Genomic DNA, 22352 nt, shown 5'->3' on the forward strand with positions numbered 1-22352 from the left:
TCTGGGATTGGAACGTTGTTTAATTTTTAGTGCGCTATAGTTATACCACAGGAAGTTCTACTGTGACAATGGTTCCACCATGTTCAGGACTGTTGGCACGTACGTAGCCTCGATGGTCGCTGATAATAGATTTTACGATGGTAAGCCCAAGACCTGTTCCGCCTTTCTTTTGGGAGAAGTATGGCTCAAAAAGGCGCGAACGTTCTTCCTGCGTAAGGCCGGGACCGTTATCTTCCACATCTACTCGGACAAGCCCTAATTCCTGTTTGTACTCAAGGGTGACGGTAACTGTTCCGTTCTCTTTGCTAGTTAGAATCTCTGCTGCGTTAGACATGATGTTCATGAACACGCGTTTAAGGGCCGAACTGTCCATCTGGATGATCGGAATATCGTTTATTCTCTGGTAATTCCAACTAATCTTGCTGTGTGAGTTTTTAAATAACGTTACAAGCTCTTGTAGTAATGGGTCAATTTTACCCGGTGCAAGCATAACTTCAGGTAGCTTTGCAAAGGCAGAGAACTCCTGCACCATGTTTTGCAGTTCCTCTACTTCTTTTACAATCAGGTTGGTACACTGGCTAAATGCCGGTTCGTCGATCTGCTTGCCGTATTTGCGCTGCAGGCGTTGTGCAGAAAGCTTGATTGGTGTGAGCGGGTTTTTGATTTCATGGGCGATGCGTCGTGCAACTTCTCGCCATGCCGCCATGCGCTGCATCTTTTCAAGCTCTGTAATATCTTCAATCACTGCTACAAAACCGAACTGGTTGCTGTCATGTGCAGGCAAGCCAATTGCACTTAGAAGCAGTTTAAGTTCTCGACCACCAATGTTTACAGCAACCTCACGCTTCCATGGTGATTCCGGCGTGGTTTGGAAATGGCTTACGAGTTCGCCCACCAGTTCGCCTTCAACACGTGAACGTAGAAGTGTGCGAACATTCCATCCGATAAGCGACTGTGCAGATACGCCGAACATGCTTGCAGCCGCCTTGTTGATGGTTGAAATTTGTCCAAGAGAATCAACGGAAACTACACCTGCTGCGGTGTTATCAAGTACTGCTTCGATGTAGCGGTTACGCTGCTCTTTTTCGAGATTTTGTTTTTCAAGCTGAGTGTTTGCATCTGTAATGCTGTTACGGGTTTGCTCCAAGTCTTCGGCCATACGGTTGAACGAGCCCACAAGCACGCCAAGTTCGTCGTTGGATGTGTCTTCAAGACGTACGGAAAGGTCGCCCTTCGAAATACGTTCAGTAGCTTTGCCAAGTGCAAGAATTGGCTCAACAAGTTCTTTTGCCAGACGGAAACCGAACCACATCGCGCCGAGAATAATAAGCAGGGTGACTACACCCAGAATAAAATAGAGCGTGATTTTGAGAGGACGTTTGAGGGTTCGCAGTTTCTTGTACTCATCCAGACCGCGAACAATACGGTCAAGCTTGAACATGGTATCTTTACCGATACTTCGGACGAGTACAAGATAGCCGGTTTTACCTTCATCAACAGGCATAACCCCTACGGCGTAATCTGAAGCTGCTCCCGGCCAGATGAGTGACCAGAATCGGGGATTTTTCTCCAAGTTGCCCCAGTTGATGCGGCTCTTGGTTTCGTCCCAGACTTTTTCAATATCCTTTTCACCATGCCAGTTCTGTTCGGTACGTTTCGGCGTCATAACGCCTACAACGGTCAGATTATATTCAGTGCGTTTTTCTTCGAGGAAGCTGTCCATGCCTTTGCCGCCCCATGCAAATTGACGTTTGCGGATCTGACCAAGAATATTTTTGCTGAAATGTTGAAGGTCATTGAGAGAGTCGGCGTAAAATGATTGTCCAATATCCAGTGCTGTTTCCATGGATGTTTCAACTTGGTTTTTAAACCAATAATCTACGGATGTTTGCACAAACTGCGTGCTGATGACAAACATCAGTGCAGTAGGGATAAGAGAAAGGCACATGAAGACAAGGACAAGACGTGTTCGTAGATGAGAGCCAAGTACCTTGCGGCGGCGTTCCAGGATAAGTTTAATCCCGTTACGTAACACGATGAAAAGAATAAGCAGAACAAGGATAAAGTTTAAGTTGAACAGGGCGAGGAAAAAATAAGAGTCCACGCCAAGATACTTAAGCTCAATCCAAGTGAGGGCAATGATGATGAGAAAGATAGCAGCCGCAATTATCAGCTCGCGCTTGCGACGTTTTTTTTCGCGTGCGTCGATTGCGTTTACTATAATCGTGCCCTGATCATTAGGGGTCATAGATATTCCTGCGTATTATCAGTACGTAAAGTCCGTTGAGTATTGTATTGGTGGAGCAGGGTCCCATGACCAGAAAAAGAATGACTTGCTGAGCCATTCTGGAACGTCAGTGTTAACCATCTCAACGCTCAATGTGACTCTGTATTCGTTACCGGAAGTCATCAAGGTCGTGCTTCCCACCGGAAGAGAAATAGATTTCCAAGCCCCTTCAAGCAACTTGCGCAGACTTTTGTTTCTGTGCGGTGCCTTATTGTCCGGTAAGGTGAGAAAATACTCTTTTGTTAGTGTGTCATAGTATAGTTGGCTTGTAATATTGGTCTCAGCTAAATTTTTTCTGAACCAGTAGGAGCGCGGTCTGGATAAGTCGACTTGGCAGTTGAGTTCTACCAGTACGCCTTCATTAAGCAGCACGCGTAGCTGGTCAAGCTGGGTAACACCTACGCCAAAAGTGAGCATCAGAGCGCCGTCAGTTTCAGAAAGGCGGAACGAAGTAAGCCGCATTTCCTGTGAGGTCGCATGAGCAGGGGCGGGCAGTGTCGCGCAGAGCAGACAGAAAGTCATTGTGGAGAACAGGAGCGTGCGTGTAAAATTTGATACTCGGGTCATAGCGTCTCTGCTTGAGTTAGGGTCTGTTTAATCACAATAAAATATGCTGGATTTTGGCATACTGTTTGTCTGTTGGCAAGTTGTCTGAAGGAATATCGACTACTATTTATTTCAATGTGATAGGGCAGGAAAAAATATCGCAGTTTACAAGGGATTGATGAATAAAACTGTGTCCCATTCAAAAGAATAGAACACAGTTTTTTAATGTATTAATAACGTAGTAAAATAGTAATTGGTAGAAACAGACTGTAGTACTAGTTAATCTTATGTAGAACAATATTCTTTTTCTATGAAGGTATCTACTTCATTACGTGTAGGGATAGAAGTTTGTGCTCCGAGACGAGTAACTGATATTGCGGCTGCACCATGTGCAAAGCGGACAGCATCATCCATAGTCTTTCCTTCAAGAAGTGCTGTGATAAGTGCGCCGTTAAATACGTCACCCGCAGCTGTTGTATCAACAGGGGAGACAGAAAAGCCTGCAATAGTCCGCATACCTAATTCGTCACTAATAAAAGCACCTTTGCTACCAAGTGTAATAATGACCTTCTCAACACCCTTTGCATGAAATACAGCAGCTGCCTTGCGTGCTTCTTCTTCGGTTTTAACTGTAACGCCTGTCAGAATCTCAGTTTCAGTTTCGTTTGGCGTAATCATAGTTACATTCGCCAATAATGAATCAGGAAGTGGGCGGGCTGGAGCGGGGTTAAGTACCACTGTCTTTCCAGCATGGTGGGCTAGCCTTGCCATAAGTTCTACTGTGATAATGGGGGATTCTAACTGCATAAGTAGTGCATCAGCATGATCCAGCAGTGTGAGATGTGGCTCCACAACTTCTGGTAATAGATGGGCATTCGCTTCAGCAGAAATACCTATAGAGTTCTCCCCCTTACCATCCACATAGATAATGGCAATTCCGGTAGGCGTATCTGGTACTGTGATAACGCCGGTGGTCAGAATGCCATCGGCAGAAAGCGTTTTAATTATGTTCCGGCCAAAATCATCATTCCCCACGCAGGCAATGAGAGCAATGTCTGCACCAAGCCGTCCGGCTGCAACTGCCTGATTTGCACCTTTTCCGCCAGCCACAACACGATACCCGTGTCCTGTAACTGTTTCTCCCGGGCGTGGGAATGAGTCGACCTGCAAAATATGGTCAGCGTTAACGCTGCCAAGGACAACAAGTTTTTTATTCGTCATATCTACTCCGCAGCGGTTGTCTCTGACTGTTCTCTTAGGGACGAGACGCTGCCCTGTACTAGCTTGTGAGATGATACTGCCTTTAGGGGAACTTTGGGGTGCATGTTATAAGGAAATATTTCGATTAACCGTTACCGTGGTTAGTCCTAATGAAAGTTTTAGGAAGTGCGGCTGGGGGAACCCTTTTTTTAAAGAGTTTCCCCCCCAGTCACCTGAGACAAAAATAAAATTACTTGATGACCTTAAGTGGCACAGGGATGTTTTCATCAACCTTTTCGCCTTTCAGGATCTTGCCAGCGGTTTCAACACCCAATGAGCCGATGAGCGCAGGCTGTTGGGCGATGGTTCCTGCCATGTCACCGCGTTTTACAGCTTCAACACCGTCTTTTGTGCCGTCAAAGCCGACAATAATAACTTTTTTGCCTGCTGCTTTGATGGCCTGCACTGCTCCAAGAGCCATTTCATCGTTCTGTGCGAATACCCCCTGTACTTCCGGCTGTGCTGCAAGGAGGTTCTCCATAACGTTAAGACCTTTTGTTCGGTCAAAATCGGCTGGCTGACTTGCAAGGAGTTTGAAATCATTTGCTTTTACAGCTTCAGCAAAACCTGCACCACGGTCGCGAGCAGCAGACGTGCCTGCAATGCCTTCAAGCTGGATTACCTTGGCACCTTTACCGAGCAGTGATGCCATGTAATCACCTGCCATTTTGCCGCCTGCTTTGTTGTCGGAAGCGATGTGGCTTGCCACTTTTCCGCGTGTTGCACCACGGTCAAGAGTAATAACAGGGATGTTAGCGTTGTTGATCATGCGGATTGCATTGGAAACAGCGTTAGAATCTGTAGGGTTGATGAGGATAACTTTTACCCCGCGTACGGTGAGGTCTTCCACGTTTGCAAGTTCCTTGCTCGGATCGTTTTGAGAATCCAGAACGATGAGTTCTAAGCCCATCTCGTTTGCTTTTTTAACAGCCCCGTCTTTCAGGGAGACAAAGAAGGGGTTGTTCAGTGTAGAAACGACCAGTGCAACGGTGTCTTTGGCCTGCGCAGGAATGCAAAGAGCAAGCGTAAGTGCCAATGTAGCAGTTAAACCTAAAAGTCTTTTCATTTGTAGTTCTCCTTGGAATGAGGATCTTATTTGCTTTTTGTGTCAATGAGGACGGCCAGAAGGATAACCAGTGCTTTGGCAATCATCTGGTAGTACGATGAAACATCAAGCAAGTTCAGAGCATTGTTAAGGAATCCGATGATGAGCGCACCTAGTAAGGTGCCTATGATGGTGCCTTTGCCGCCCATAAGGCTTGTGCCGCCGAGCACAACGGCTGCAATGGCATCCAGCTCGTATCCAAGTCCTGCGGTCGGTTGTGCAGAAGAAAGACGAGAAGTGACTATCAACCCTGCCAGTGCGGATAATGTGCCGGATATAGCGTAGACATAAACTTTTATTCGATCGACGTTGATGCCGGAAAGGCGTGTGGCTGCTTCGTTGCCGCCTAATGCATAGATGTAACGTCCAAGGCGTGTATGGTTTAAAACGTACCATGCGCCAAGGAAGGTGAACGCCATGATCCAGACCGGAACTGGGATACCGAACATGTAGCCTGTTCCGATAATTGCAAAACTATCTGCGACATCGGTAAATCCGGTGGATATTGGACGACCGTCTGTGTACACGAGCGTAAGTCCGCGTACGAGGGTCATGGCAACAAGAGTGGCAATAAATGCCTGAACCTTGCCTTTGGCGATGATGATACCGGTAATACCGCCAGTAATGGCTCCGGCAACGAGTGCCAACACAATGGCCACAAAAACAGGAAATTCACTGGCAACGAGTGAAGCACCGATTGCACCACAGAATGCAAGGATGGAGCCGACAGAAAGGTCGATGCCTGCCGTGAGGATAACCATTGTCATACCTACGGCGATGATGGCGTTAACAGCTGTCTGCCTGAGAATATTTAGGATGTTTCCTGTAGTGAAAAAGTGAGGGTTCAGAAACGATACAACTACAATCATAATAATGAGTGCGATGAGTGTCTTCTGATCAATAAGCCATGCAGAGAATGTTTTTTTCTGGATAGTCATATGGGTGTCTTCCTAACGCTTCTTGCCTACAGCGCAGGCCATAATATTTTCCTGATTAGCCTCGGCAGCGGTAAATTCTCCACTGATGTGGCCTTCGTGCATCACAACAATACGGTCGCTCATGCCGAGGATTTCCGGCATGTCGGAAGAAACAAGAATGATGCTCATGCCTTCTTTTTTGAAGGTGTTGATGAGTTGGTAAATTTCTTTTTTGGCTCCGACATCAACCCCGCGGGTGGGTTCGTCGAGGATAAGAATTTTCGGGTGGGTCATGAGCCCCTTGGCAATAGCAACTTTTTGTTGGTTACCTCCTGAAAGGTTGCCGATAGGCTGTCGCCGGCTCGGAGTTTTAATGTTGAACGTGTCTATGTATTCGCTCACAGCTTCGCGTTCAGTAGTGCTATTGATGTATCCAATAGCATTGCTGAAGTGTCTGAGGGCGGACAACGTCATGTTTTCTTTGACAGAGAGGTCGAGGATGAGACCATCCGCTTTGCGGTCTTCACTGATAAGGGCTATCCCGGCCTCAAGAGCATCCTTGGGGCTGTAGATGTCTACTTTTTTGCCACTGATGAAAATTGACCCGCCTGTAATAGGATTCGCGCCGAAGATGGCTTTCATAAGCTCTGTGCGACCAGCTCCCATCAGTCCGGCAATGCCTACGATTTCTCCTTCGCATATTTCAAGACTGACTTCATTAACGCCGTGGGCGGAAAGTTTTTCGGTTCGCAGGCTGACATCACCTTTGGCTACGGCTATTCGTGGGTATAGTTCTTCAAGCTTGCGTCCTACCATCAATTCAATCAGCGTGTCTTCGTTAATGTCTGATACTGGCATTTCCGCAATAAATTTTCCGTCGCGAAGGATGGTTACATCGTCACAGATGGTAAAAATTTCTTTCAGACGGTGGGAGATGTATACAACACCATATTTAGCATCGCGTAATTCATTGATGACAGAGAATAGTGCCTGTGTTTCCGTGTCGGTGAGGGCATCAGTCGGCTCATCCATAATGATGACGCGAGCTTCAAACGACAACGCTTTGGCAATTTCTACCATTTGCTGTTCGCCTATGCCCAGATCTCCGAGGCGGGTTTTGGATGAACGGGTGACACTGAGGCGACGCAGCAGGGCGTCAGCTTCATGGTACATTTGATCCCAACGGATTTTTCCAAACATTCCTGTTTGTTCTCTGCCGAGAAAAATATTTTCAGCAATGGATAGTTCAGGAAGAAGATTTAATTCTTGATGAATGATAGATATGCCTGCGTCCTGAGACTGGGCAGGACCTCTGAAGTCTACTTCTTGGCCAAGGTAGGTCATGATTCCGGCATCACGTTTATAAATGCCCGTGATAACTTTCATAAGCGTGGATTTGCCTGCGCCATTTTCGCCTACAAGCGCCATAACACGTCCGGCTGTGACGGTAAGGTTAACTCCGTCTAGTGCTTTTACACCCGGGAAACTTTTTTCGATGCCTTCCAGTCTGAGAAGCTCGTTTTCCATAATTGTTGTCTCCGTTAAAAGACGACACCAGATTTTAATGTGATGTTAGCATAAGGAGTAAACTCGCCGGTGCGGATAATGGCAACGCTTTTTTCTGTAGTTGCTTTATATACTGCGTGGGGGACGTAGGTAACAGTGATTTCTTTTCCGCGTTGTGCAGCTAATGTTGCGATGAAGTCTTTCAGGATACCGTGAAGTTCTGGACTGAGTTTCGGGAATTCTTCTGCAAGCTCAACAGACTCTATTTCCATTTCTGTGGAAACAGCGTTGAGTGTGTCCATGAAAGAAGGAACTCCCTCAGATATGGCTAGATCTATGCGCTGAACATTTTTGGGGATAGGAAGTCCGGCATCGCAGATTGTGATAGCATCAAAGTGCCCCAGCTTAGCGATAACATACGATACCTCAGAGTTGATAAGAGTCGTTTTTTTCATGGCATACCTGCATCTTTTGTGAGTTATGCGTGTGTGTTTTATGTGATCCGATTAGCTAGAAATGCGCTGCTATGAGTTCTGTATTAAATTTAATGATCAGCACTCATAGCAGAGGGCAGTCTGGGCAGAACATAACACATTACAGCTAAAAATGCTAAAAAGTATGTTCAGAAGGAATAACGAGGAAATTGCCAGTAGCAGCGGGAAAGGGCGGGGTGCAGAAGTTATACTGTGTATTTTTTTAGGAAGAGGGGTGGAAATATAAAATCCCCCGCATGGTTGTATCCAGGCGGGGGATTTTTATGGACGTGTAATTACATGCCCAACGGTTGGATAACTCTTTCCAACACGCCTTGTACCTTGGAGATAGCAACGCCGTAGTTGGTTGCCGGTACATTGTGTGCGTTAAGGTCTCGGATGCGGCGCATCATTTCGGACCGGTTGGACATGCAGCCGCCACACATGATGGCGAGGCTGTAGTCTTCCAGATTTTCAGGAAGATCATGACCGGAAAAAAGTTCGAAGGTCAGCTCTTTTCCTGTGTACTTTTTGATCCAGTTAGGAATTTTAACGCGCCCGATGTCGTCGTCCACGGCATGATGTGAGCAGGATTCGTACATCAGTACTTTGTCACCATCTTTCAGGTCATCAATTGATGATGCACCGTGCACAAGTTTAGGGAGGTCGCCCTTGTATCGCGCAAAGAGGGTAGAGAAGGTTGTGAGAGGAACAGAGTCCGGCACTATTTCAGCTACCTGATGGATTACTTGCGAATCAGTTACAACTAACGCCGGAGGTTCTTTGAGCGTGTTAAGCGCAGCAGAGAGCTCCGTTTCTTTTACGGTCAGTGCCATTGCGTTTGAATCCAGTACATCCCGTAGAACTTGAACCTGAGGTAGAATCAGGCGTCCTTTTGGTGCAGCTCCGTCAATTGGAGCAACTAGTAGTACGGTTTGATCTGGAGAGACCATATCGCTTACCAGCAGGGGATCTTCAATAAGTTCTTTTGGAGCAGTTGCAATGATGAACCGCTTTAACTCATCAATATTTTCACCTGTGGTGGCAGAAACAGTGACAATGGAATGACCGGAACACGCTTCCAAATCAGCCTGAGACGGTGTCGAAAGGTCAGATTTGTTAAAAACAACGATTACAGGAAGGTTCAAATCAGAAAGCTCTTTGAGCAGCTGTTTTTCTTCCTGTTGCATACCTTGTTCAGTTGCTACCAGAATAGCTACGTCTGTCCGGCGCAGAACTTTGCGCGTTGCAGACATACGCTGCAGGCCAACTGTTCCGAAGTCATCCATACCGGCTGTATCAAAAAATGTCACAGGGCCGATGGGATGCAGTTCGTAATGTTTGCCTACAGGGTCTGTGGTGGTTCCGGGATGGCCGGAAACAATAGCAACTTCCTGATCTACAAGCGCGTTGATAAGGGCAGACTTACCTGCGTTACAGCGACCAGTGAGTGTAATAATGAGGCGTACGCCTCTGGGAGCAGTGGATGTGTTCATACTAACTAAATTGCCGGTTGAGCTCGAAATGTGCGTTGCATGCTTGAGCCAGCTTGGGAACTAAGTGTAAATCCGGCTTGCTGGACTCTGGACTGGAGCAGTTTAACGGTAGAATTTTGTGATAATGCAGGATCATTCTTGCCGGGGTATATTGAGTAGCTGCTCCGGACTTCATCCGGAGTGATGGATGGCATGATGACGTTGGCGCCTGCATTTAGTGCAAGTATCCGCCCGTCGTTATTGCGAACAGTGCGCAGGGAGTCCAGAGCGCTAGTCGCGGGAATATTTGTTGCCGGATTTAAAAGGCGAAGAAGTGCGGTAACGCGAAGGCTTTCCAGGAGTTTGCCTGGTGCAGCGTGACGCAATGGTGTTTGGGGGTGAGGAATAAACGGCCCGCAGGCTATCATATCCAGCCCCATGGTACTGAGGAGCAGAAGGTCATCAGTTAAGGTTTCTTCAGTCATGCCCGGCAGCCCGATAATAATTCCAGAACCGGTTTCGTACCCTAGGCGTTGGAGCGATTCAATGCGGTTCAGCCTGTCATACAGATGTTGCCCGGGCCTGTAGAGGCTGTGGAGGTCAGTATCCGTCGTTTCAATTTTAAGCAGATACCTGTCTGCGCCGCTGTCGCGCCATAGTCTGTATACATCGTCCGGATGATCGCCAAGCGAAAGCGTTACTGCCAGATTGAACTTTTCTTTGATGGCTCGAACAATTGTATAAATAAAATGAGGGTTTACATCCTCATCTTCTCCGGCTTGTAGAACAATAGTTCCCATCCCCATTGCTGCGGCAGTTTCAACAGCATCCATAATTTCTACATGGGTCAGCCGGTAGCGTAGAAGGTCGGTATTACTGCTGCGAAGCCCGCAGTAGTGGCAATTTTTTCTACAATGTGATGAAAACTCGATAACTCCTCGTTGATACACAGTATTGTTAAATAAAGCTCGAGCAGTAGCCGTTGCAGCTGTAAACAAGGAATTATCAGTATCGCTGAATGATTTACCATCATACGCGACAGGACTCTTCAAAATCTCAATAATTTCATTACGTGTTAAAGACATGTACAAAACTTCCTTAAAAAATAGCAGTTGCGCGCTGCTAGGTTGCCGTCACCTTAAAAATAAGGTGACGGCTGAAGCATGTGACTGAATGCTGCGTACGTAGAGCAATAAAGTGCCGTGCTATACGCTGGATGATGGCAGCAGTGTCAGCTACAGGTAGAGGTCACGTTCTCCCTGTTCTATGCGCTTTAGTCGGGACTCCACAACAGATCGTCTTTCTACGGGACAGTTATCCACCTCGTTGGTGATGCAGACTTTGCCTGCTTTTCGAGTGGACTCTGATGCGTAGTCCTCTAAATATTCCTGGAAGGTAAGGAGTGAATTCGGCAGACAATATTGCTGAATAAATCCTCGTTTGGCCAAATCCATGAAGTGTTCGCCAGTTCTGCCAAGGCGATAGCATGCTGTACACCAGGAAGGGAGATATCCGGCATCTACAATGTCTCGGATAACTTCATCTAAGCTCCTGTTGTCACTAATGCAAAATTGCTGCACTTCCGGACGGTCATACTCAGGGTCACTATACGCCCCAGGATAGGTGCGCGAGCCAGCACTTATTTGTGATACACCGATATCTAGCAACTCTCGGCGTAACACTGCTGATTCGCGAGTACTCAAGATCAAACCTGTGTATGGCACGGCAAGGCGCAGGATGGCAACTATTCGTTTGAAGGTCATATCATCAATCGGACATGGCGGATTGTACGCCATATCTGCATTGAGTGCCGGTTCTAGCCGTGGAAAAGAAATTGTGTGTGGACCAACTCCAAACTTGTTTTCTAAATCCTGAGCATGGGTTAGCAGCGCCAGTATTTCGAATTTATAATCGTATAATCCGAATAACGCGCCCATTCCGACATCCTCAATGCCAGCTTCCATTGCCCTGTGCAGTGCATGTAATCGCCACAGGAAATTTTTTTTCACACCGCCCTTGTGGACAGAGTCGTACGTTTTTTCATGGTAGGTCTCCTGAAAACATTGGTAGGTACCAATGCCTACCTCTTGTAATTTTCGGAAGCCTTCCACGGATAGTGGAGCACAGTTGACGTTAACACGTCGGATTTCTCCACTTTTTTCAGAGACGGTGTCGTAGACTGTCTGAACTGTCTCGGCAATCCAGTCAGCTTTGAGTTTGGGATGTTCGCCGTATACAAGGAGAAGACGTTTATGTCCCTGCTCTTCAAGGGCGATTACATCGCTTCGAATCTCTTCGGGTGAAAGGGTACGGCGGGTAAGGTCTTTGTTGGTAACGTTGAACCCGCAGTACAGGCAGCTGTTTCCGCATTCGTTGGTGATGTACATTGGGGCAAAGAGTACCAGTCTGTTGCCGTAGATTGCGTTTTTAACATCACGGGCAGCAGCAAAAAGCTCTTCGTCAAGCTCAGGGTCGGTTACTTGAAGTAATGTTGCTGTTTCTTCAAGAGTCAGCCCTTTTGCCTCACGTGCTTTAGATAGAATTTCCAGAACGTTGGCGCGGTCTGGATTTGCGGCATGCTCGAGAGTGTTGTTTATTGCTTGTTCATTAATAAAATTTTCTAGCTCGGAGGTGTCGGGCTGCATAGATGTCCCTCATTATCCGGTTCGCAAAGATGCTCCATACAGGATAGGCATCCCGACATCATGTCGGGATGCCTTCTTTGCTTAGTATTACAAGGTGCCTACAAGGACAGTTCAACGCCTTTTTCTTTAAGCGCTGCAAGTCGTGCACTACGGTCAACAAAGTGAGTGTGCAGAAGGTCATGAGACTTGTGGCTGCAAGGGCCTTCTTTGAGGAAACCATCCTTTGTGGAGTATAGTTTCTTGATCATCGGGTTGTCCTGAGACTTACGGATTTTGTACAGGTTTTTGTCCGCATTGTAGACGGAAGCCTGTCGGATACCGATAAATTCAAGAGTAGCTGCAGTTGCTTCTTTAGCAACATTCAAACCGAGAACAGCGTAGCCGCAGGTGATACCGGCAAGTTTGATAAAACCGCGACGACTGATGGTGCCGATGCTTTTTTTCTTCATGCTTTTGTCCCCTATGCGATTTTGCGTTTGGTGAAGCGACGGTTAATTTTTGCGATGGTAGATTTGAAGAGAGATGCTTCAAGAATACCAGGCTCCAATGGCTGACCGCCACCGTTTACGCAGCCGCCAGGGCAGGTCATTACTTCGATGAAGTGGTACGGGGACTTGCCTTCGCGAACCTGATCGCAAAGCTCAGCTGCCTGCTCCAGTCCACTTACGATGGCAACTTTTACAGTACCGAAGTTAGGAACTGGGATTTCAGCGGTTTTAAGACCTTCGCTTGTACGAACCATTTTAATGTCTGGATCAGCAAGTTTCTGACCGGAGAGTTCTTCGTATGCAAGACGGAGAGCAGCTTCCATTACGCCGCCAGAAGTACCGAAGATAGTAGCGGCACCTGTGGACATACCCAGTGCAGGATCTGCTTCTTCGTCTGGCAGGGAGTTGAAGTCGATACCGGCTTCTTTAATGAGCCATGCGAGTTCACGTGTGTTGATGGTTGCGTCGATGTCTTTGAATCCGCTGGACTGAAGCTCTGGACGCATGCCTTCAAATTTTTTCGCGATACAAGGCATAATGGAAACGGTGTAGATTTTTTTGGAAAGAACACCGGTTTCCTGTGAACCGTATGTCTTGGCAAGTGCGCCAAGCATGCCGATAGGGGAACGGCAGGTGGAAAGATGTTCGTTCAGGTCTGGGTAGAAGGTTTCTGCAAACTTAATCCAGCCCGGACAACAGGATGTGAACTGAGGAAGTGGCTTGTGACCATGCTTAACTCGTTCGATAAGCTCGGTGCCTTCTTCCATGATGGTTACGTCTGCTGCAAATTCGGTATCCCAGATCTGGTTGAAACCGAGGCGTCGCAGGGCTGCATGCATTTTTCCACCGGTGTAGGTGCCGGTAGGAGCGCCAAAACATTCGCCAAGTGCATAGCGAACTGCCGGTGCAGGCATGGAAACAACAATAGTTTCAGGGTCTTTAAGTTTTTCGAGAATTTCTCCTACAAAAGAAACTTCTTCATGGATAGCGCCGAATGGACAATTTGCAAGGCACTGACCACAGTTAACACATGCTGCTGGGTCAACAACGCCGCGTTCGCCGTCTTCGTGTACTTCTTGAATAGCGCCGGTAGGGCAGTAGGATTCACACTCGCCGCATGCCTGACAGTCGTCTTTATTAACCTGAACAAAAAAGATGTCAGCAGGATCGGTTTCAGTCGGTGCATTAACCTTGTAGGTGATACCTTCCATGGAAACTTCTTCCCCATGAACCATGGTCTGAATATCAGCAAGGTACGCAGGTTGGCTTTCAGCTTTCTCTGCCATCAAAGCAACTCCTTATGAATCTTGAAAATAGATTTTGTGCCGAGCGTTATGTCTTGGCTGACATAACGTAAAATCTGACTACCGTTGCCATGCAGAGCCCGCTGCACAGTGGTCGCATTATTTCGTACCTAAGTAGTCGGAAAAGTAAATTGCGGTAAGATGTCTATTATTATTATTCAACAATTACAAATAGTTTTTATGGATAGAACGGACTTCAAACCATCAGTTTGTGAAAAAAGTTACAACTAACATTCCAATAATATTGAAGAACCATTTTGTGATAATGAGCTTCAATTTTTATTATGGGATTAGAAAAAACCCTCTGGACATGGCGTCCAGAGGGTTTTGAGGTGTGTAGTTGATGGAAATAGCTTGTACGGAATGAAGCAACACATCATTACTACGTAACGGTATCATAAGGAGGCATAGCTGGAGTGGGCTATGTCCTATCCGATTGTGCAGTGTTTAATCATGATCTTTGGCTATTGCTGGATATCACTCATTACAGCTTCAAGTTTCTGAGACAGGTTGGCAAGTGCAGCAACAGCGTCAGCAGCTTCTACCATGCCCTGAGCAGCTTCCTGTGTAAGCGCATTAACTTCATCAGATGCACGAGCGATCTGTTCAGAGGCTGCGGATTGTTCTTCAGAAGCTGTAGCAATGGAACGTACCCGGTCAGTAGCCTGTGTGCTTGCTTCAACAATCTGGTTAAGCGCTGTTCCGGCCTCCAAGGTCAGTTCTGTATTTTGACCGATATGTGATGCAACTTTTTCCATCTGTGTCAGGGTTGATTTGGAGCTATTCTGGATTCCATGCACAACGCTTTCAACTTCGTTTGTTGCCTGCATGGTCTTTTCAGCAAGTTTACGAACCTCGTCTGCTACTACAGCAAAACCACGACCGGCTTCTCCTGCGCGTGCTGCTTCAATGGCGGCGTTGAGCGCAAGAAGGTTGGTTTGATCGGCAATGTCATTGATTACGTTAATAATGTTGCCAATGGAATCTGCCTGTGTACCAAGTTCTGTAATAGTGCCACGCATATCTTCTGCGAATTGGTGTACTTCCTCGGTGGATTGAACAACCTTGCGGACGAGTTCAGCTCCGTTTGCTGCTGTAGATTGTGCAAGGTCTGCTTCTTCGGCAGCTCGAGCAGCGTTGCTTGCAACTTCCAGCGTTGTGGCGTTCATTTGTTCAACAGCGGTTGCTGTTTCGCCCATGCGTTCGCTTTGAAGAGCTGCACCCTGCGTAGTCTGGTTAATTTGTACTTCAAGTTGTCCAGCTTCACCGGCAACTTGTTGAGCAATGGCACTAGCTTCCTGAGCTGCTCGACTGATACGTTCGTTTTGTTCTTCAATAGTTTTTTGCTGAGTATTCAATTCAGTAAGGTCGTACCAGAATGATACTGAGCCCAGAATGTTGTTGTCGAGATCGTATACAGGAGTGGTGGTAGCGTCGATAAAGAGAGTCTTTCCGGATGGTACAGGGCGTTCACAGGTGACATGCATCGGTTTTCGCTCTTTAATTGCTACATCGGAGAGAGTCTCTTTGTTTTTGTCATCCCAGTAGAGTTCACCGGAACGGACTCCTATGAAGTCTTTAGGAGTACCTTTTTTCTCCAACAGATCACATAATTGTTGGTTGAGCCAACGCATATTGAAATCTGCGCCGACGATGCCGCACGGTGTTGGAATTGCGTTCAACACCCCTTCAGCAAAGCCTAGTTTGTTCTTCAGTTCAATGATCATGCGGTCGATGGCATCATGAAGAACTTTCATTTCGCCTGAGAACGTATTGGTTGTTTTGGCGTTGAGATCACCATCTGCAATTTTGTTTGCAAAGGAGGTTAGTTCTTCAAGTGGTGTGTTGACGGCGCGGAAAATAACAATGGCAATTAATATACCAAGTAGAACCGATACGGCACATCCACCTATGATCATTCGTTCTGAGCTATGTAAAAGTTCGAGTGACTCCTCGCCTTCTTTGAGGAGTAAATCGTGGCTGAGTGTGCCGAGTTTGTCTAGTGCCTCTTCCATCTCATGCATTGGTGCTTTGTATGGCTTCATGAGCTTATTGGCTTCGACAGCAGAAATGTTCGAATTGATGACTTGTGATGCTACTTGTTGAACACCGTTAAAGTAATGTGAGTAGGAGCTTGAAAAATTGGTGATAAGCGAGCGCTGTTCAGGAGTCAGATGGGGAATTTTTGAAGATAATTCTTCAATGGTGGAAATCTGCTTACGCGTTTCGTTACTGATTTTTGTCAGTTTTTGTAAATATACGTTTTGCTTTTGACTGTTGTCGACATTAAGAAAAATATCTTTTTCATAGCGGCGGTGTAAGAGGAGTGACTTTGTAATTTCTAAGGCTTGTTCACGCAGTGCCACATCCTGATAGATAAGTTCTTCGATGTGTTCTGTGGAATGTGATGCGGAGTTGTACCCCATGACCCCAATCAGCAGCGATAACCCGATTGTCGCGCTGAACCCTAATACAAGTAGTTTCTTGATCGACATGAAATTTCCCCTAAAAAAATTGCATCCCTTACTTTTAAATATAAGGTTCTGTAACATTTGTCTATTTGGCGAGTAGACAAATAGGTTGGAATGGAACGGAGCAGTAAGTAACCACTTTTACGTGTAACTTTGTATCAGCCTACGATACACCGTTATGACAGCAGTAAAAGAACGGCTATCTTTGGCAAGATTTCCGTTACAAATTCCGGTTGCAAGAGGGCTACCCCCTACAATTGTTGACTGTTCTACTAGGGATTATCGACAAAGTTAAATATAAGTTTATATTTTTCTTAAATTTCATTGCGATGTTGGAAAGAGTACTCTTATTTGAGTGACAAGACTCTTATGAGAGGGGAGTGTTATACAATGCTGATTGGTACTACGAGTAAAGCGTATTGTTTTTTTGATTGGTAGTATCTTTTTTGAGTGGAAAGGTAATGAGGTTATAGGAGAATGGCATGCTTATACATGAGAATACAAGCAGGCTATTATTAAGGAATTAGCTACTAAGAATTATAAATGCACAACTTACGCTCTATTGAAGATGTCGTTATAGATCTGTGAAGGGATTGTATCGCTGTCTTCAGTCTGGTTAGTATCTTTATTTTCAAACGCTTTTGCCCATTTTTGCGTAACGTCAAAAAATTCTTCAAAAAGTTGCTCTAGTTTTTGCACCGTCAGATTCGTAAGGTCAAAATGTGTCAGCAGGCCGATTTGATTGGTTTCGCGTAAAAGAATAAATCTGGCACCGGCAAGTTGATCTCGAAACGCGTTGAGTACTAATAAATCAGCGTAAAAATCAGGATTGTTGGTAGCTATAGGTGCTATGATTGTAACTGACTCTTTTTCTTCATTAAAGTCTACTTGTATGGTTGTTTCACCGTTAATTGTAATATGTGTGTAGCCTGTTAGGGACAAATCTTGCTGGGAAGGATGGAACGGGCTAGCAAATTTCGTTAAAATATTATGTAGAGTGTGTTTTGCTTTCATTACAAGTCCTTAATGTCATAAGTCGTAAACGCTTTTATCAGACCGTCTTATCAGGGAGTGAGTATGGTTATTCCTGATACCAGATGGTTGATTCATTTTGTGAATAGGTGGCTGGTGAATACTTGTCGAAGGCGCTGCGTTGTACTGTTTTTCAAGAGTGTAACATTAGCTTGAAAAAAAACGACACCCGATAAAAATAGTTATCAGTCTACTAATTCAAGCCATATAGAGGTCTATTGGAAGAAAAGATATTTTTTCTTTTTTTTCCGTTGACAAAGTTCTGCGACTCTCATAGTAACACTTCTCGCAACTTGTTGGGCTATCGTTCAATTGGCAGGACGACGGGTTCTGGCTCCGTTAATCAAGGTTCGAGTCCTTGTAGCCCAGCCATCAAGTTATTTAGATTAAGACAAGGTCAGAAGTTTTAATCTGTATATAAGACGCGTCCCCATCGTCTAGCCTGGCCCAGGACACCTGCCTTTCACGCAGGCGACGGGGGTTCAAATCCCCCTGGGGACGCCAAAGTAAATCAAGCACTTACGTTAATCGTAGGTGCTTTTTTTGTGTTCAAAAGCCAAAGGGTGTAATTTTTTGAAAAAGATTTTTACCCTACTTTTTGGGCCTTCTTTTCTTCTTCAAAACTTCCAGCTTGCTGAAGTGATGATGCCAGTGAATTGAGAATTCCAACGGCCTTATTTGCTTTAGCGACCTTTCGCAAATACCGATCTGTTTGTTGTGTAGATTGATGCCGAAGTAACTTTTTCACTTCTTAATGGCTTGATCAGATCCTACAATGAAAATGTGGATACCAAGTTAAGCCACGAGGTAATACTGTTTATTTCGAGACTCAAAGGTGGCAGGGAAAGCCATTGATTGCTCACATGTCGCCGTCTTCGATTGCTGTACGTTTCAATATAGTTAATTAGAGTCAATTCAGCTTCATGCTTGTTTTTAAATTTTCTGTGACGGATCAATTGATTTTTGATTGTGCGGAAAAAAGACTCTGTTTTGGCGTTATCCCAGCAGGTCCCTTTCCGGTTCATACTTTGAATGTAGCCGTGCTTTTTCAAGAAACTGCGGAAATCCTTGCTTGCATAGTGTATGCCTCGGTCACTATGAACCAGAAGGCCGGAAGATGGTTTTCGTCGTGCACAGCCTTCTTTAGAGCATGGATAACGGAGTGCTGCTCTAACGAATCACTTAAATCTCACCTCACCAACCGTTTGGGGATACAGGGCGATGAACATGGTCAGATAATGCCACTTTCGTCTAACCTTGATGTACGTAAAATCAGAGATCCAGACATATTTGGAATTGGTGTAGTAAAGTTTCGATTAACCAGATTAGGAGCAACAGGCTCTGTATGTACAGAATCTGTTGTATGTACAAATTTCTTTGGATACTTACAGGTCAGGCCCAATGTTTACATGTGCCTGGCAACACGAGTCTGACTAAGACCTTGGAATAACAGCTCGCCACGCAATTCAGAAGTGAGCATAGCGTTTCTGATTATGTTCGTTGTCTATTGCTGTTCTGCGCTTGCTAAGTAGTGTATTCACCTGTTTTTGTTGTGGCTCTGGAGGCTTACCCCACGCACATAGTATCCGGTCATGAAAATTTGTAGGGTTTTGCACATATTTTTCATCGGGAACGTAGAGCGGTTTGACTTTACGAACTTAAATCTCATGTCGATAGTCTGCTGAAGATGTTCAAAATTTTTTTAGATATCGCGTTCTATTTTAGCGCCTTGGAGTCATTTTCGATTTTTTTATATCTCTCGTTGCTCTTCTGTTGATGTCTAGGGAATATGATTTCATTTTGCGTTGTCAGCTTTCTTTAGGCCAACGATAAAGTAATTTTAGGAATCCCCAAACTCCTTGTTCCACCTACTACAGTTTGGCCTTGTTCATCACAGAGCAGAACAGCATTCTTCTTGGATTCGGCATCAGATGTTCTAGTTTTACGAACACTCACTTCCGTAAGATTCCTTTAAAAAGGCACAAGTCAGAAATAGAGTTTTCGGGTGTAACGCAGTCAAAAGGTATCTATGAAGAAATCTCTAGTCACTAAAACTCAGATTATTGCGATTTAGAAGGAAGGCGAAGCCGGCGGCAAAGTGCAAGGCATCGAGTATGAACTGTCGCAGTTAAAACGAATGTACGCTGGTATGGAGCTTGAAATCACGTATTGGTAAAAGCTGTTCTAGAATGAGCAACGACTACACGATACTCTTGATGGCCTTCCCCCGTCAGAATTTTTATCTATTAACGCTGAAAATTTTAATTTTGAACTGTCTGCTTGGCGGAGAAGTCTACGAAGGAACTAAAACTATCTGTAATGTTGAAAGAAAAGTAGTTTAATATTTTTTAAACCTTATGGTATCCAAATTGGTTATAATTAGGATAAGGAAATAGTATAATGTTGATTTTTTTGAGCAGTTAGATGCCTAGGGAATGATCTGTTTTTTAGCTTAACAAGAATGTTGTAAAAGTGTAGCAGGGGTATTTGTGATGCGGCATTTGGTAAGCTGTGCAGTTAACATATTTAATTGATTAAAGTAAGGTTTTCTGTGTTAAAGAATATCATTGGCTCCTCAGTTTTGATTATACTTGGCGTCTTACTGGGAAGGCTATCAGGATTTGTACGAGAAATTTTAGTTGCATCAACTTATGGAACAACAAATTTAGCGGATGTCGCCGTACTATTACTTAGTTTGCCCGATTTGCTTTTAAACCTGTTAGTTGGTGGGGCCCTAAGTGCAGCTCTAATCCCTTCTTTTGTTACTCAGGCTGACCAATCGAAAAAATTGCTATTTCAAGCATCAGTCGTGTTACTGCTTCTGTTTTCTGCAATTACTGGAATCTTGTATTTAAATACTGACATGTTAATGAGCTTGTTAGCTCCTGGCTTTAGCGGTGAAAAGGTGGTGCTAGCTCAAGATGGTGTGGCAATTGCGCTCTTGTTGTTACCCCTTTCTGTTTTAACTGGGGTGACAACAGCTTATCTGCAATCAAAGAATAAGTTTTTTTTACCAAGCCTTGGGACGTTGATTTTTAATGGGTGTATTATACTAGGACTTGTGTACATGCTGTTAACAGAAGAGTCCTCTTTATCAATTCTTTTATTGAGTTTGATAGGTGCAGGTGTCTGCAGGTATACGAGTCAAATTATCGCAGTAAAGCCTCGATGGAGCTTACGGTGTGTTTTTCAAGGTAATATGTTGTCACGAGAGTTGATTAAGCGTTTTTTTCAGGCAATGTTTTCTGGGGGCTTGCTGCTGACCTTTCCTGTAATTGCAAGATCTTTTGCTTCGTATCAAGAAGCTGGAAGCGTAGCATTATTTAATTATTCAATGCGGTTAATAGAGTTGCCGTTGCTTTTGTGCATTAATTTTATTTCTATCGCTTTGCTTCCTCGACTTGCCGAAAGTCGTACAACTGCTCCTGAGGTCTATCGTAAGTTGATAGTGCATGGTTTCCAACTGATTCTTGCGTTGGGATTATGTGTTGCTGCAGTGCTTACTGCTGGAGTTGTCCCATATACTAACTTAGTGTTTGGTAGAAGCTTGGCACCAAGTGAGTTAGATAAGATATATGGACTAGTACAAATTGGATTAATGAGCATTGTTTTTCAAGGCGTTGCCTCGTTTGCTACAACGGTTTGTAATGCTGAAAAAAATACACATAAACCATTATATGTCACATTACTTGGAGCAGTCGTACTTGTTGCTGGGCTGTCTCTTTGGAGAGAGTTTTTGACGACTGAGCGAATTATGCTCGGGCTATTAGCTGCGTATGTGCTTTTATCTTTGATGCTTTTGGCCACAGTTAACCTTGATGTAAAATGTTATAGACTTTTGCTAAGGGAAGGCTTTTTTTATTGTGGAATTGTTGCTGTTGTTATTATTGGCTATTGGGGAGTAAAACAACTTACTGTGTTGTTTTCTGAATCTCTGTGGTTAATTTTTCCAATGCTCGCGATAGGGGGTGGGATGTTAAGTACATTACTCTGTATGCACAGCAAAGCAAGAGAACTTTTAAAACAAAAGGTTTTAAAAAGTGTTTAACTATCTTTTTATTACAAACAAAGCAGAGATTGCCTCTTTTGCTGAGCGATGTGGTGTAACCCGAATTTTTGTTGATTTGGAACGCAAAGGCAAGCTAAAGCGGCAGGGACACTTGGACACGGTTATAAGTAAACATAGTTTTGAAGATATCAATTCAATCAAAAAAGTTCTTTCGAAGGCTGAATTAATGGTTCGTCTGAATCCATTGCACGCTGACTCTAAGAATGAAGTTGAAAAAGCTATTGAAGCAGGCTGTGATATTATTATGCTTCCAATGTTTAGAACTGCTCAAGAGGTTGCAACATTTGGTGGTTTTATTAGAGGCCGAGCAAAACTTATTCCGCTTGTGGAAACATGTGGTGCAGCGGAATCTATTGAGAGTGTTGTTGCGTTAGACTGTGTTAATGAAGTTCACATTGGTTTGAATGACTTACATCTCGACCTTCAGTTGAACTTTATGTTTGAGTTATTAGCAAACGGTTATGTTGAAGCTCTTGTAAAAAAAATTCATAAACCATTTGGCATTGGTGGAATTGCACGTGTAGGTGATGGAATAATACCTGGTGAAATTGTAATGGCTGAACATGTGCGTCTAGGCTCTGCTGGGGTGATTCTATCTCGTGCGTTTCATTTACGCAGTGAAACCTTGGAACAATTGACTACTCAAATTGATTTAAAGAGTGAAATTGAAAAATTAGAAGCAGTTCGAAAAAAGTATATGGCCTTTGATGAGAATGAATTGCAATTTTTGCATAATGATTTTTGTAAGCGCATTCAAGATATTGTAGGGTAGAG

General features: G+C 44.7%; 16 protein-coding genes, 2 tRNA genes and 1 pseudogene. 4 read left to right on the forward strand and 15 right to left on the reverse strand.

Features of this window, described 5'->3' with window-relative positions:
• Window positions 1-40 precede the first annotated feature (40 nt).
• From BUR09_RS07290 to BUR09_RS07350, 14 genes are all read right to left on the reverse strand, one after another.
• Window positions 41-2248 carry a sensor histidine kinase gene (locus BUR09_RS07290; RefSeq protein WP_074216280.1) on the reverse strand — a complete coding sequence of 736 codons (2208 nt, stop codon included), beginning with the start codon at window positions 2246-2248 and terminating at the stop codon, window positions 41-43.
• 18 nt (window positions 2249-2266) lie between these two features.
• Window positions 2267-2854, reverse strand: a complete 588-nt coding sequence (locus tag BUR09_RS07295) for a DUF4390 domain-containing protein (RefSeq protein ID WP_074216281.1) — start codon at window positions 2852-2854, stop codon at window positions 2267-2269.
• Between the two features lie 264 nt (window positions 2855-3118).
• Window positions 3119-4054, reverse strand: a complete 936-nt coding sequence (gene rbsK / locus BUR09_RS07300; RefSeq protein WP_074216282.1) for a ribokinase — start codon at window positions 4052-4054, stop codon at window positions 3119-3121.
• Between the two features lie 229 nt (window positions 4055-4283).
• Window positions 4284-5159: a ribose ABC transporter substrate-binding protein RbsB gene (gene rbsB / locus BUR09_RS07305; RefSeq protein WP_074216283.1), complete on the reverse strand. Its 876-nt coding sequence runs from the start codon at window positions 5157-5159 to the stop codon at window positions 4284-4286.
• Between the two features lie 26 nt (window positions 5160-5185).
• Window positions 5186-6136, reverse strand: coding sequence for a ribose ABC transporter permease (rbsC, locus tag BUR09_RS16665; RefSeq protein ID WP_139296757.1), 951 nt, complete (start codon window positions 6134-6136; stop codon window positions 5186-5188).
• Between the two features lie 12 nt (window positions 6137-6148).
• The gene (gene rbsA, locus BUR09_RS16670) at window positions 6149-7642 is read right to left on the reverse strand and encodes a ribose ABC transporter ATP-binding protein RbsA (RefSeq protein ID WP_139296758.1); all 1494 of its coding nucleotides are present in this window, start codon (window positions 7640-7642) and stop codon (window positions 6149-6151) included.
• A gap of 14 nt (window positions 7643-7656) precedes the next feature.
• A complete protein-coding gene (gene rbsD, locus BUR09_RS07315; RefSeq protein WP_074216284.1) occupies window positions 7657-8076 on the reverse strand; it encodes a D-ribose pyranase in 420 nt (139 codons plus the stop codon).
• 314 nt (window positions 8077-8390) lie between these two features.
• Window positions 8391-9590 (reverse strand): [FeFe] hydrogenase H-cluster maturation GTPase HydF, encoded by a 1200-nt coding sequence (hydF, locus tag BUR09_RS07320; protein WP_074216285.1) that lies wholly within the window; start codon window positions 9588-9590, stop codon window positions 8391-8393.
• A gap of 5 nt (window positions 9591-9595) precedes the next feature.
• Window positions 9596-10654 carry a [FeFe] hydrogenase H-cluster radical SAM maturase HydE gene (hydE, locus tag BUR09_RS07325; protein ID WP_074216286.1) on the reverse strand — a complete coding sequence of 353 codons (1059 nt, stop codon included), beginning with the start codon at window positions 10652-10654 and terminating at the stop codon, window positions 9596-9598.
• 150 nt (window positions 10655-10804) lie between these two features.
• Window positions 10805-12214 carry a [FeFe] hydrogenase H-cluster radical SAM maturase HydG gene (gene hydG / locus BUR09_RS07330; RefSeq protein WP_074216287.1) on the reverse strand — a complete coding sequence of 470 codons (1410 nt, stop codon included), beginning with the start codon at window positions 12212-12214 and terminating at the stop codon, window positions 10805-10807.
• Window positions 12215-12312: 98 nt separating this feature from the next.
• Entirely contained in the window at window positions 12313-12663 is a 351-nt protein-coding gene (locus tag BUR09_RS07335) for an iron hydrogenase small subunit (protein ID WP_074216288.1), read from the reverse strand.
• A gap of 11 nt (window positions 12664-12674) precedes the next feature.
• Window positions 12675-13988: a [FeFe] hydrogenase, group A gene (locus BUR09_RS07340; protein ID WP_074216289.1), complete on the reverse strand. Its 1314-nt coding sequence runs from the start codon at window positions 13986-13988 to the stop codon at window positions 12675-12677.
• A 482-nt stretch (window positions 13989-14470) separates the two neighbouring features.
• Window positions 14471-16501: a methyl-accepting chemotaxis protein gene (locus BUR09_RS07345; protein WP_074216290.1), complete on the reverse strand. Its 2031-nt coding sequence runs from the start codon at window positions 16499-16501 to the stop codon at window positions 14471-14473.
• 528 nt (window positions 16502-17029) lie between these two features.
• On the reverse strand, window positions 17030-17491 hold the full coding sequence (locus tag BUR09_RS07350) for a type III secretion system chaperone (protein WP_074216291.1): 462 nt from the start codon (window positions 17489-17491) through the stop codon (window positions 17030-17032).
• Window positions 17492-17806: 315 nt separating this feature from the next.
• Between BUR09_RS07350 and BUR09_RS07355 the strand changes: the two genes are divergently transcribed.
• Window positions 17807-17881 (forward strand) — tRNA-Gln (locus BUR09_RS07355).
• Between the two features lie 54 nt (window positions 17882-17935).
• A tRNA-Glu gene (locus BUR09_RS07360) sits at window positions 17936-18013 on the forward strand.
• 291 nt (window positions 18014-18304) lie between these two features.
• Here the strand turns inward: BUR09_RS07360 and BUR09_RS16675 are convergent.
• Window positions 18305-19465: pseudogene (locus tag BUR09_RS16675) on the reverse strand (IS3 family transposase).
• A gap of 595 nt (window positions 19466-20060) precedes the next feature.
• Between BUR09_RS16675 and BUR09_RS07370 the strand changes: the two are divergent.
• Both BUR09_RS07370 and BUR09_RS07375 read left to right on the forward strand, forming a co-directional pair.
• Window positions 20061-21557, forward strand: coding sequence for a lipid II flippase MurJ (locus BUR09_RS07370; RefSeq protein WP_074216293.1), 1497 nt, complete (start codon window positions 20061-20063; stop codon window positions 21555-21557).
• Window positions 21550-22350, forward strand: a complete 801-nt coding sequence (locus tag BUR09_RS07375) for an aldolase/citrate lyase family protein (protein WP_074216294.1) — start codon at window positions 21550-21552, stop codon at window positions 22348-22350. The genes BUR09_RS07370 and BUR09_RS07375 overlap by 8 nt, the downstream gene beginning before the upstream one ends.
• Window positions 22351-22352: the final 2 nt, after the last annotated feature.

Origin of the sequence: Halodesulfovibrio marinisediminis DSM 17456 (assembly GCF_900129975.1) — a bacterium.
GTDB classification, from domain to species: Bacteria; Desulfobacterota; Desulfovibrionia; order Desulfovibrionales; family Desulfovibrionaceae; genus Halodesulfovibrio; species Halodesulfovibrio marinisediminis.

Bases quoted from the DNA above. Each gene is read 5' to 3' on its own strand.
- BUR09_RS07290 (WP_074216280.1), bottom strand. From the start codon at position 2,248: ATGACCCCTAATGATCAGGGCACGATTATAGTAAACGCAATCGACGCA.
- BUR09_RS07295 (WP_074216281.1), bottom strand. From the start codon at position 2,854: ATGACCCGAGTATCAAATTTTACACGCACGCTCCTGTTCTCCACAATG.
- rbsK (WP_074216282.1), bottom strand. From the start codon at position 4,054: ATGACGAATAAAAAACTTGTTGTCCTTGGCAGCGTTAACGCTGACCAT.
- rbsB (WP_074216283.1), bottom strand. From the start codon at position 5,159: ATGAAAAGACTTTTAGGTTTAACTGCTACATTGGCACTTACGCTTGCT.
- rbsC (WP_139296757.1), bottom strand. From the start codon at position 6,136: ATGACTATCCAGAAAAAAACATTCTCTGCATGGCTTATTGATCAGAAG.
- rbsA (WP_139296758.1), bottom strand. From the start codon at position 7,642: ATGGAAAACGAGCTTCTCAGACTGGAAGGCATCGAAAAAAGTTTCCCG.
- rbsD (WP_074216284.1), bottom strand. From the start codon at position 8,076: ATGAAAAAAACGACTCTTATCAACTCTGAGGTATCGTATGTTATCGCT.
- hydF (WP_074216285.1), bottom strand. From the start codon at position 9,590: ATGAACACATCCACTGCTCCCAGAGGCGTACGCCTCATTATTACACTC.
- hydE (WP_074216286.1), bottom strand. From the start codon at position 10,654: ATGTCTTTAACACGTAATGAAATTATTGAGATTTTGAAGAGTCCTGTC.
- hydG (WP_074216287.1), bottom strand. From the start codon at position 12,214: ATGCAGCCCGACACCTCCGAGCTAGAAAATTTTATTAATGAACAAGCA.
- BUR09_RS07335 (WP_074216288.1), bottom strand. From the start codon at position 12,663: ATGAAGAAAAAAAGCATCGGCACCATCAGTCGTCGCGGTTTTATCAAA.
- BUR09_RS07340 (WP_074216289.1), bottom strand. From the start codon at position 13,988: ATGGCAGAGAAAGCTGAAAGCCAACCTGCGTACCTTGCTGATATTCAG.
- BUR09_RS07345 (WP_074216290.1), bottom strand. From the start codon at position 16,501: ATGTCGATCAAGAAACTACTTGTATTAGGGTTCAGCGCGACAATCGGG.
- BUR09_RS07350 (WP_074216291.1), bottom strand. From the start codon at position 17,491: ATGAAAGCAAAACACACTCTACATAATATTTTAACGAAATTTGCTAGC.